Here is a 12,294-nt window from a genome sequence, read left to right as displayed (position 1 = left end):
AATTAAATAAAAGCCTAATCTTGGCATAAGATATGCATGTTTAATTGATATACACAACTTGTTGTGCTATAGAGGGACTTTTGCTAGAAAGGATGATGATTGCCAATGAGCTTGAGCACGACAAACAAAGCACCTATAGTAAATGACAGCGAAACAACCATCAAAAGCCTGTTATCTGGAGCTATCGAATTTCATGTTCATCCTGGTCCAGATGGAAAAACACTAAGAAAAATGGATATGTTTGAAGTGGTGCGAGCAGCAAGAATGGTAGGAATGCGCGCTGTAGTACTAAAAGATAAAAGCTGTGGTACAGGTGCGATTGCTCAATTAGTCAACAAATATGCAGGAGGTTGCTTGGCGATTGGCGCGATCACTTTGGATGTAAGTATAGGAGGGATAAATCCGGCGGCAGTAGAAATAGAGGCAGCGTTGGGATCTAAAGTTGTTTGGATGCCCACCTATTCTGCGAGAAACGATCCAAGTAAGAAGAAAACAGACAAAGATAGAAGACAGAATGATTTAGTAATTTTAAGGGATAATGGAGAATTACTACCTGAAGTAATTGAAATTATTGAAATCATAAAGCAGCATGAAATGGTTTTGGCAACGGGACATCTTTCTAGACAAGAGATTTTTACCTTAATTGGAATGGCGGCAGAAAAAGGTGTTAAGAAGATGGTAATAACACATCCTCTTAGTGAAAATGTAGGTACACGACTTAGTGTAAAAGACCAAATACAGTTAGCACAAATGGGGGCATATATAGAACATACATGGGTTGCTTCTTTACCTCGGCACGCAAATATTCCTATTAGTGATTTTGTAGAAGCGATACGAGCAGTTGGTGTTAAAAAATGCATTATGGCAACTGACTTTGGTCAGATGCACAATCCTGCTCCGATTGAAGGGTTTCGTATGATGCTAAAGGCATTATTAGCAGAAGGCTTTTCAGAAGAAGAGCTTGCCTATATGGTAAGAAAAAATCAAGTAGAGTTATTAGGTTTGGCATTATAAATTTAAATACATGGAGGAAATTGTCATGAAAAAAATTGCACTGATTGGACCCTATGATCCACAAATTAAAGAGTTACTATATAAAGGAATTCCAAATGATTTTACGATCAAGGAGATTACTGCAGAGAGCGAATACTCTGCACTACACGATGTCAATTATATTATTTTAAGAACCCTTACAATGAAAGACGCGATCATTAATTCGATCCCCAATTTAAAATTAATCCAACGCTGGGGCGTTGGATTTGATACCGTAGATATTGAAGCAGCAGCAAAAAGAAAGATTCCGGTAGCCATTACCTCGGGTATGAATGCCCCGTCCGTGTCGGAAATGGCTGTGTTGCTTATGCTGGCTGTTTATCGTAAACTACCACGCTTGCATAATAATGTTCTTGCGGGGAAGTGGCGGGGAGAAGCAGGGATTGCGAGTACATCGTATGTTATTGATGGCAAAACGGTTGGACTTATTGGCTTTGGTAGTATAGGCAAGCTGGTAGCTAAGAAAGTACAAGCTTTTGGGGCTAACGTACAGTATTATGATGCGTTTAGGCAACCTCTTGAAGAAGAAGAAAAATGGGGAGTAAACTATGTTGAATTGGAAGAATTATTAAAGACATCCGATATAATAAGTTTACATGTGCCTTTGATGGAAAATACCCGACATTTGATTTGTAAAGACACCATTGAGTTAATGAAACCAAATGCTATTATTATTAACACCGCGAGAGGTGCGATCATTAAAGAAGAGGATCTTGTAGAAGCACTGCAAAATAAGCAGATTTTAGGTGCTGGACTGGATGTGGTTGAGCATGAGCCACCTGATGCAAACGGTCCTTTGCTTGCACTCGATAATATTGTGCTAACTCCTCATATGGGAGGTAGTACGATGGATGTAAATTTCAGCATGGCTAAGCGTTGTATCGAAAATATCATAAAGATCAGTAAGGAAGAACCTCTTCTAAAAACAGATTTTGTTAACGCTAAGTATTTTTAAAAAAGGATAATATGGTGTTTGCTGCAATGCACAAAGGATCTAAAGCCTTGAGGGGCTTTAGATCCTTTGTGCATTCGCAACGTAAAGGATATTAGCGAATTGTAGCTATTTGCATCATCCTATAACAAAAAGATGTAGCAATTCAAAGTCGTTTTGCTTAAGTATTTTTTTTCTAATGAATGTATCTATGCTTAAAGTCAATGAATTTGCGCAATTCTACCGTTTTACATTTTTCTTGCAACAAGCTTCAGGGTTGGCATAGTTCGTGCAATATATGAAGGAATCACAATAATAGTGAGTAGGAAATATAAAAATAGGAGGAAGAAATATGTCAATCAAAGCAGATGCTCCGACAACAAATGATTGGGGAGCACGGATTGAAGAATTACGTTTAACTTGGGGAGTGCCATTAGCGATTGTTTGCATGATAGTAGTCTGGCTCGCACCCAATCCGGTTGCTCTTTCACTTGTTGGAAAAAAGGCGCTCATATTATTTTCTGGAATATTTGCTTTGTATTTAACGGAGGCTATGCCGCTGGCAATTACTAGTCTGGCAGTTGTACCTTTAGCAGTATTGTTAGGAGTAGTCAATTTAAAAGGTGCACTTGAGGGTTTTGCTTCTTCATCGGTCTATTTACTTGTAGGGGCTTTTATATTAGCGACAGCTATGGTTAAGACCAAATTGGCAGAGCGGATTACCTACGTTATTCTTTCGAAAATTGGCAGCAGTACTCGTAATATTACATTGGGAATTGTGTTAGTCAATATTTGCCTTGCTTTCTTAGTCCCATCAGCTACTGCGCGAACAGCTATTATGCTTCCCGTATGTTTAGGAATTATTGATTTGTTTCAGGTTCAGGGACGCTCTAATTTTGGTGTAGCACTGCTCTTAACATTAGCCTTTACCAATGCTACCATTAGTGCGGGAATTCTTACATCCACAGTTCCTAATCCTGTAACTGTAGATTTCATTATCAAGTCAGGCGGTCCTGCAATATCCTATACAAAATGGTTAATATATGGTCTGCCGCCAGCCTTTTTGATGACACTCTTCACTTGGTGGTACGTTTTTAGAACCTATAAGCCAGAACATCCTGAAATTCCTGGAGGTACGGAGTATATCCAGAAACGATTGCAAGAAGCTGGTCCAATGAGCGCAGAAGAGAAGCGTACTTTGGCTGTTTTTATTGGTGTTATCGTTTTTTGGATGACTGGAGAGTGGACAAAGATCGACGTTCTTGTGACCTGTTTAGTTGGGGTTGTTATGCTATTTTTACCGAGGTTTGGTGTTCTAAAATGGTCGGATGCACAAAAAGGAGTATCTTGGCAAATTGTTCTGGTTGCAGGCGGCGGCATAGCCATGGGAGATATTCTAATGAAGACTGGTGCTGCGAAGTGGTTGGCCGTAACCATATTTAGTGCATTAGGTCTGCATTCATTTTCTGTACTATTATTGTTAATTGTTGTTATGTTCGTCGTGCAATATTTGCATATTTTCTTTGTCGGCACTACAGCGATGGCTACGGCTCTTCTGCCTATCGTTTTAGCTTTAGCGGTCGAGGCAAATATTCCGCCAGTTGTTCTGGCATTGCCAGCGGGTATGATTATTGGCGGCTATCCAGTGCTGATGTTTTATAGCACGTTACCTAATATTTTGGTATATGGAACAGGTAAGCTGCGTATGGAAGATTACCCAAGGGTCGGTATTGTTATTTCAGCCATGGCTTGCCTCGTTTATGCTCTATGCGCAGCAACGTATTGGCGTTGGCTGGGACTATTTTGATTATTTGATTTTTTACACATAAGGAGGATTTTATGCAAGAAAAACAACAAGACTTACTGACCATTTGGGGCGATACGGTAGCGTTTAAAGACCTTTTAGTTGGTTTGTTGTTAGGCGGGGTACTAGGCTTTATAAGTTTAAAAGGTGGTTTATGGTATCTCCAGACTTTTCATGGGAGTCTAGAAAAGGGATTAGTGATGGGGTATGGATTAATTTTTGGTATTGCAGGGTGTATTGCTGCTGGAGCTATCGTTGCCAAAAGGAGTAAAGCAAAGCGCATTTTAATGGAAGAAGAGGGCGGTATTGATTTAGATTCTGTATTGGAAAGCTTTCAGATCAATCTTCAGAAAGAGGCAGAATATTTAAAAGAAGTGCCGTCCGATGTAATTGCGGAAATGCATCAGTTGAAACTATATGAATTATTTGCTGGTAATTTGCAGCACTCAAAAAAAGGAGGGGAGTAAATGGAAGCTGATATTTTATTTCAAATTGCATGGGGACTGGGTGGTGCCCTTTTGGGTGCCATAATATTTGTTGGGGTTGGTCTGATTGCTGGTACAACAGAGACTGCTACAATTGCACCAGCTACCTTGCTCCTTGTTTTTATCGGAGTTCCTCCAGTGGCTGTATTTACCTTTTGTATGGCAGCTGTGGTAGCCAAGCATTTGATTCACACGATACCGACGGCATTGTTAGGTGTCCCCGGTGATACACTGGCTGTGCCTATGATTGAGCCATGTTCTATATTACGGCGCTTAGGACTTCCCCACATTGCGCTGCAAAAAATGATTTCAGCTGGTGTGCTGGGAGCATTCATCTCGGTGCCCATTTCCATTGGGTTTGCCTTGGTTCTGGCACCCTTTGGAGATGTTGTCAAGGTATGGGCTGGTGCAATTTTCACGATAGTCGCTGTTGGTGTGGGATATACTTCCCCTGGCAAATGGGCTAGTATTGCTTTAATCATACCATTTACATTTTTTGTTCAAGGTTTAAATAAAATGGCGATTGCTGCCACGGGGGGAAGTGTTGTCATCTGCGTTTTCCTGGGTATTGCTATGGGACCATTATTTGCAGACTTGTTGGCAGCATTATCTCCTATTTCTCGCTCTCGGGTAGCAGTGGACTCACCTAAGACATTTTGGCTGGCACCTGACTTGAAAACGTGGTCTGGTTATTTTCCTAACCCTTTGAAAATATTATCAAGAAAACAAAAGTTATATACCTTTTATGCTGCGATTTTTTCAGCGATAACATTTACGGCCAGTGCCGTTGGCATGACGATTATTGTAGGAGAAGTTGTGCGTTCCAAGATAAAGAGCTTCTACGAAAAAGTGATAACAAGTGTTTCAGTCATGAATAGTGCTACAGAAAGTACTTATATGGCAGAAATTTTAATTCCTCTCGTTGCTTTTGGCCTGCCATTGAGCTCGGTGGCTATGGGAGCCGCATTTCCTTTATTCAATGCACCGCCAATGATGACCCCTCAACACAATTTGCATCACATGATGACAACAGCACAGTTCTTTTGGTATGCATTACTTGCCGTTGCCATTGCTTCTATCATTGCTTATCCTCTTGCAATGAATTATGCACGTCCTGCCAGTGTATGGGTCATGCGCAATATCAGCCAGGAAGCAGTTTTAACAATGTTTGCAGGGCTTACCGTTGTTTTATCTTATTTTGAAGCGCAAGGAGCAGGAATTGTAATTACTATTTTAATGGGAATTTTCAGTGGTGTACTCAATAAATATTTCGGATTTAATGTGGGTGTGCAATTTATGTCTTATTTTGCTGCTCCTTGGATCATCATGCAAGTATTTGCTTTTAAATAAATCTGGAAAAAGTAAGGGAACTGGATAGTAAAAAGAGTTGCAGGTTTAAAGGGCATTAATGAATAGCATGGAGGAGCTAACGTGGATGCTGAAAGAATAGTAAGAAAGGATTGCTTGCCTGTGAATACCTGTGTAACAGCACAATCGTCAGACGTTTTTAATGCGCCTAACTTTGCCTATGTGGGATGCTATACTTCTAGTGATCGTGACGGTCGCGGGGAAGGAATTGGCGTTTATCAAATTGAAGAATCGGGAGTTTGGCATCAGGTTCAACTTTATAAAAGTATAAATCCTTCCTGGCTGCTATTAGACCGTTATCAGCAATTTCTTTATGCTGCCCATGGCGATGGTGAGTTAATATCTTCTTTTGCCCTAGATAAAACCTCTGGGAAACTTACTTTGCTCAATGAACAGCCAACACACGGGAAAAATGGGGTTGCAAGCACGGTAGATCCAGATAACCGTTACATTATTGTGGCAAATTATTCTTCGGGTAATTTAGCCGTGCTTCCCAGGCAGGAGGATGGGTCGCTGGGGTCAGTGTGTACTTTAGTTCAATTGCCGGATGGACGAGGACCACATCCTATTCAGCAGACCTCTTCGCATCCTCATCATGTTCATTTTGATAGTACGGGAGAATTTATTATCGTGCCGGATAAAGGTCTAGACCGAATATTTGTTTATCGATTTGACAAAGAAAACGGCAGATTAATCGAAAATCATCCTTTTTTTGTAGCAGCACATCCAGGAGCAGGTCCGCGTCATTTGGCTTTTTATCCTTATAGACCGTATGTATATGTTGCTAATGAACTTGATTCTACTGTCTCTACGTATCAGTTTGATGCAGCAAGCGGTGAATTAAAGCCGATTCAGATCATAACTACATTGCCAGTAAATTTGAAAGATGCTAATGTTAGTGCTGAAATTGTGGTAGTCCCTTCTGGCAACTATGTATATGTTTCCAATCGCGGTCACGATAGTATTAGTATGTTCCATGTGAATCAAGACACTGGTATGTTAACTGCAATTGGCTGGCAGTCTACTCATGGGAAAACACCGAGATTTTTTACCATTGATCCTTTCTGTAATATGCTTTATGTAGCCAATCAAGATAGTGATTCCATTGTGGTATTTCATATTAAAAAGGATGGCATGCTTGAACCAACAGGGCAAGTAATAAAAAGTGCAAGCCCATCGAATATTGTATTTACTAGGGGGCGCTAAATGATATAATACCTACGGTCATTAAAAAATGTAGCAAGATATAGCTATTTGCGACTATAAGTTACATTGACTGCAACAACAGCGGAGAACTGAGTAGTGGTCTCGGTCTTTGACTGTATCATTGTGGTGTATAAAGTCAGTAAATTTGCGGAATTACAGCCTGTTATATATTTTTGTATAGTTTATATAAAAGTTGGCATGATTTGTGCAACACATAATAAAAGTTGATCTAATAATGATCAGTGCAACAACGATTCATGGTAGTAAACTAAAACCAATAAATAAGGAGTGAATGATTATGTCAAATGCAGGATTTCGAATTTATACCAAAGTAAATCGTCCAAGTAAGGAAGTAGTAGAGTTATTCAGAGGGCTTCCAGCTGCAAATATTGCTGATGTGATGAATCGGTTCTTTTGCGTAGATGCACGTATTAAGCCTTTAAATGATACACCACTATTAGGCACAGCCTTTACGGTGAGAGCGCGAATTGGTGATAATAGAATGTTTCATAAGGCAATTGATTTAGCACAGCCAGGAGATGTCATTGTTGTGGATGTGCAAGGAGATATAACAAATTCGGTAACAGGCGAAATTATGATGAGACAGGTCTTGAAAAAAGGACTTGCTGGCGTAGTCATTGATGGAGCAGTACGGGATGCTGATGCATTGAAGAAAATGGACTTGGCGATTTATGCAGCAGGGATTACACCGAAGGGACCTTATAAAGATGGTCCAGGGGAAATCAATGTTCCAGTAAGCTGTGGAGGAATGGTTGTAAACCCTGGTGATATTCTGGTCGGTGATGGAGACGGTATTGTTGTTATTTCTCCTAGAGATGCAGAGGTAATTGCGGCAAAGGCAAAAGCTAAGTCTGATGCAGAGCATAAAACATTTAAGGCTATTGAGGCAGGTACATTAGATCGGTCGGCTTATTCCGATGAAGCCTTTACAAAAAGCGGATGCGAAATTATTGATGATTGTTATTAATACAAAGAGTTAGTATAATTTAATAATAGCTATAATAAAGAAATGAGCCTTACTCTAAAGAGTAGGTCTCATTCTTTGTTATAGTAGCAATTGAAGGATATCAGTTTTGAGGTCATAGTCATATCGTTTAGTGGATTACATTGTAATTCAAAAAGAAGATACTATGAATTTAATATATTTAATTTACTGACTTTATGAATCTGAAGAATTATTTTTGGGGAAAACTAGATCAAGAAAATTCAAGCTGCTATAATTAGTGTGCTATTATGATATAAGTTGCTACAAAATTATGCGGAGTGATTTATTGTGTCTAAAATACTATTTCTAGTTTCGGATGAAGCCATGATTGCCCAAGCCAGAGATGTTTTGGGAGAAAGTCATATTGATATTGAGTTAAGTACAGCATTTTCCAATCAAGCTGTGAAAGTAGTTCAGGATTATATTGCCCAGGGTGTGGATGTGGTAGCTGCGCGGGCAGGAACAGCACTAACGATTAAGCAGGCAGAAGTAAATATTACGGTTGTAGAGATCCCAATTACAAGTATTGATATTATTCGTGCCATATGTGAAGAAGATCTTCGTGGCCAAACAATCGCTTTTATTACCTACTCAACAACCGTGTTTGGTTTAGATACGTTGGCCGATGTTTTAGGTGTAACCCTTTTTCAGCATGTCGTGCATTATGGAGATAACATAGAACAAGCTGTGAAAGAGGCAGCTTCTCGTGGTGCTAATGTGATGTTGGGGGGAGCTAGGGTTGTAGCAGCAGCTAAACATCATGGCATTCCTTATATTTTATTAAAACTCGGAAGGGAAAGTTTGCTGCAAGCTGCACGTGAAGCGGTACAAATTCAAAAAGCGTTAGAAATTGAAGCCGCTAAAAGTGGATTTTTTAGTACGATTATTGATTATGCTTATGATGGAATTGTCACGATTGATCAAGAACATAACATTACTGCGCTTAATCCTAAAGCGCAGCAGCTTGTAAGAATTGACAAGGTAAGTGCCTTTGGGCAAAATGCTGCTTCTGTTTTACCGCAATTTCACTTGAGTGAAACGGTGGATAGTGGTATAGAAAGCTTACATAATATTATTGATGTGAATGGTACAAAAGTTATCTGCAATAAAATACCGATTACTGTAAACGGCAGGCCTTATGGTGCTGTAGCAACTTTTCAAGATATCAGCAAAATTCAGCAGATGGAAGAAGTAATCCGTCGGAAAATATATGCGCGTGGACATGTGGCGAAAATTGGATTTTCAGATATTGTTGGGAAGAGTCCTATTATGATTGAGGCCATTGAAATGGCAAAAGATTTTGCAGTGACTAATTCTAATATATTAGTTCTAGGTGAGACTGGAACAGGCAAAGAGTATTTTGCTCAGAGTATTCACAATGCTAGTAAGCGGGCTGATGGTCCTTTTATTGCCATAAATTGCGCAGCATTGCCTGCACAGATCCTTGAAAGTGAACTATTTGGCTATGTAGGCGGCGCCTTCACAGGAGCTAACAAAGAAGGCAAACAAGGCCTATTTGAAGTAGCCCATGGAGGAACAATTTTTCTTGATGAAATTGCTGAAACAGATTATGTTAATCAAGGACGTCTATTGCGAGTACTTCAAGAAAAAACTGTAGTGCGTCTAGGAAGCCATAAGGTCATTCCCGTTGATGTACGTGTCATTGCAGCAACGAATAAGAATTTAGAAGAGTTGATTGATGAAAATAAATTCCGTGATGATTTGTATTATCGTTTAAATGTATTAACTTTAGAATTACCGCCGTTAAAGGAACGTAAAGCTGATATTCATTTATATGCGGAAACTTTTTTACGTGAACTTTCTGCAGATATGGGTAGAAGATTCCGATTAACAAAAGATGCTCTACAGTTGTTGGAAGATCATGCTTGGTTAGGTAATATTCGGGAACTTAAGAATGTCATGGAAAGAGTTGTGGCAACTTGTAAAAGTGATGTTATAAATAGTAAAGTATTATCAATGAATCTAAGAAAAAGAAGAATCAGCATCAATGCTCCTTCTTCCAAAGAAGATCGTGTAACACGCGAAATTATGTCTGCTCTTAAAGACGCTAAGGGTAATTATACAGCGGCTGCTCAAATACTAGGGATTCATCGTATGACATTGCGAAGAAGAATGCAAAAGTTGAATATAGAGTATTAAATTATTCGGTATTACATTCACATTAAGGTGGTTAATTTGGGGGGCTCTTATGATCAAAAAGAGGGGCTGTATTGAAGCGATTATTTCAATACAGCCTCTCTTTTTGATCATAGTCATATATCTATCTTTACAATGGATAAGCTTATTAATATTCTATTTTAAACTTTTGCATTCGCCGCCAGAGAGTTGTGCGGTTAATTCCCAGCAACTTGGAAGCAGCAGTCGTGTTTCCATTTGTATTTTGTAATGCCTGCTGAATTTCTTGAATAAGCCGTTTTTCTTTTTGGGATAAAGCAGAAAGACTTGATTTTTTTTTGTGAAAAATGCTTTCAAGAAACGTACTGCTAATAATTGATGTTTTTGCCGTTGCAACGATTCTCTCTACGATGTTTTTAAGTTCTCGTATGTTTCCAGGCCAGGGGTATTCTTCAAGAATACGTATTGTATCTGGGGTGAATTTTGGAATAACGCCTGAATTTGCAACAATTTCCTGGGCAAAATTTTCGACGTAAAATCGAATGTCGGATTTTCTAGTTCTTAGTGATGGTAGTTCTAAGTTTAGTACATTTAAACGATAATATAAGTCATTTCGAAATTTATTTTCTTGAATCAACACCTCTAAGTCTTTATTTGTAGCTGAAATAACACGTACATCGACAGGAATGACTTTATGGCTGCCTAATCTTACGATTGTTTTCTCCTGAAGTACGCGAAGGAGTCTGCCTTGGTTTACATAGTCCATTTCAGCGATTTCATCCAATAAAATAGTGCCACCATGAGCAACTTCAAACAAGCCAGGATTTCCTTCTTTGTTAGCTCCTGTAAAGGCTCCGCCAACATAGCCGAAAAGTTCACTTTCAAGAATCTGTGCAGGCAATGCGGCACAATTTATGGCAACAAAAGGACCTTTAGCTCGTTTGCTTGCATTATGAATGCTTTGTGCAAAAACTTCTTTTCCCGTACCGGTTTCACCTAAAATTAAAATGCTAGAATTAGTAGCTGCAAAGTTTTTTGCAATCTCGACTGTGCTTAAAATACTTGAGCTTTTCCCAAGAATATCTTCGAAATGGAATTTGGCAAGATGTCCGCGCGCATAGATTTGCTGACGGATTTTGCTTTCCATTTCTTGTATTTTTCCAATCTCTTGAAAGGTAGCAACAGCGCCATACAATTTCTTATTAACAGTTATTGGCACTTTGTTGCACATGATTTTTACCTTTCCGACTTCAACAATGCTATGCAAGTCTTCTTTGCCGAGATCAGCAACTTTCTCCAAATTAAATTGTGGTAAGATCGTTTCAATTGGCTGCCCTAGAGCTGCCAATTTACTGATGCGGGTAAATTTTTGGGCAAGTGGATTAAATGCTGTAATGCGATGGCTTTTATCAATTGTAATGATACCTTCATCAGAATAATCCAAAATAGTGCCGAAAACCCCTCGCTTAGCCGCTTCGTTGTCTAATGCTTCTTGAATATGTATGGCTTCATGAGCCGCTTGCAATAAGCTTTCTTTACCGAGACGAATTAGGGCACAAGGGATCTTATGGTGTTGGGCAGTCTTTACAACGGTGAAGCCGCCCAGGATTACTTCAGCACCATCCGCACAGGCTGCCAATATCTCTTTTTCATAATCTTTCTTATAGCTAACAGTATATTGACGAATCATGACTCCCAATGCATCGGAGAAGAAGTCAATCCCCCATATTTTTTCGGAGTAAGAAATGAAGGCCAATTTTTTCCCATGCAGATTAGCTTCATCAATTGTCCTGATAATGTCAAAACTGGTTCGAGGAATTTCTACCACTGCCACATTAAGGTCTGCCCGGCGAATAGCGGCAGCGGTTACCGCGCGGGCTGCTACCACTTCTAAACCAGAGGCTAGTTTTTCCTTGACAATGTCAACTCCCTGATCGGCAATTGCTGCTACTACTTCAATATCAGGGTAGATCGTAGTCAAAGTTTCTTTGGCAAAGGGCAGTAAGTCTTTATCGGGCAAGATTAATAGTATCTTAGACAAAATTCATCACCTCGCAACGGAATGCAACAATAGTTGTACTAATTATATCAAAACTAATAAATTGGCTCAACTGATCTTCTCTTCGCATCGTATTAAAAGAACCTACAAAGCCTATAAATAAAGGATTTTCTTATGTGAAATAAAATTTTTCTGATTTTTAAAAAATCTGGCATGGTTCATGCAATTAACTATGATGTGCGGTATTGATAACGGTAATAAGAGATATAGACTGTGGGATTCAAAAAGACAGTATTTTCATGTAAA

Annotated in this window: 9 protein-coding genes; 8 read left to right on the top strand and 1 reads right to left on the bottom strand. The window is 39.2% G+C overall.

Annotated features, from left to right (window positions below):
• Nucleotides 1-105 precede the first annotated feature (105 nt).
• From BMZ99_RS06920 to BMZ99_RS06885, 8 genes are all read left to right on the top strand, one after another.
• Entirely contained in the window at nucleotides 106-1,014 is a 909-nt protein-coding gene (locus BMZ99_RS06920) for a DUF6282 family protein (RefSeq protein WP_090934405.1), read from the top strand.
• Nucleotides 1,015-1,039: 25 nt separating this feature from the next.
• On the top strand, nucleotides 1,040-2,008 hold the full coding sequence (locus BMZ99_RS06915; RefSeq protein WP_175490493.1) for a 2-hydroxyacid dehydrogenase: 969 nt from the start codon (nucleotides 1,040-1,042) through the stop codon (nucleotides 2,006-2,008).
• A gap of 328 nt (nucleotides 2,009-2,336) precedes the next feature.
• Nucleotides 2,337-3,791, top strand: a complete 1,455-nt coding sequence (locus BMZ99_RS06910; protein ID WP_090934399.1) for an SLC13 family permease — start codon at nucleotides 2,337-2,339, stop codon at nucleotides 3,789-3,791.
• A gap of 32 nt (nucleotides 3,792-3,823) precedes the next feature.
• Nucleotides 3,824-4,255: a hypothetical protein gene (locus tag BMZ99_RS06905; RefSeq protein WP_090934396.1), complete on the top strand. Its 432-nt coding sequence runs from the start codon at nucleotides 3,824-3,826 to the stop codon at nucleotides 4,253-4,255.
• Entirely contained in the window at nucleotides 4,256-5,623 is a 1,368-nt protein-coding gene (locus BMZ99_RS06900) for a tripartite tricarboxylate transporter permease (protein WP_090934394.1), read from the top strand.
• A gap of 81 nt (nucleotides 5,624-5,704) precedes the next feature.
• Nucleotides 5,705-6,847, top strand: coding sequence for a lactonase family protein (locus BMZ99_RS06895; RefSeq protein ID WP_090934391.1), 1,143 nt, complete (start codon nucleotides 5,705-5,707; stop codon nucleotides 6,845-6,847).
• A 298-nt stretch (nucleotides 6,848-7,145) separates the two neighbouring features.
• Entirely contained in the window at nucleotides 7,146-7,835 is a 690-nt protein-coding gene (locus tag BMZ99_RS06890) for an RraA family protein (RefSeq protein WP_090934388.1), read from the top strand.
• Nucleotides 7,836-8,141: 306 nt separating this feature from the next.
• A complete protein-coding gene (locus tag BMZ99_RS06885; RefSeq protein ID WP_090934385.1) occupies nucleotides 8,142-10,013 on the top strand; it encodes a sigma-54-dependent Fis family transcriptional regulator in 1,872 nt (623 codons plus the stop codon).
• 145 nt (nucleotides 10,014-10,158) lie between these two features.
• Here BMZ99_RS06885 and BMZ99_RS06880 read toward each other — a convergent pair whose 3' ends face one another.
• Nucleotides 10,159-12,030, bottom strand: a complete 1,872-nt coding sequence (locus tag BMZ99_RS06880) for a sigma 54-interacting transcriptional regulator (protein ID WP_090934381.1) — start codon at nucleotides 12,028-12,030, stop codon at nucleotides 10,159-10,161.
• Between the last annotated feature and the right edge of the window lie 264 nt (nucleotides 12,031-12,294).

The organism is Pelosinus propionicus DSM 13327 (genome assembly GCF_900114615.1).
GTDB lineage: Bacteria > Bacillota > Negativicutes > DSM-13327 > DSM-13327 > Pelosinus > Pelosinus propionicus.
Note: the sequence above shows the minus strand (reverse complement) of the source record. Positions and strands in the feature narration are given on the sequence as shown.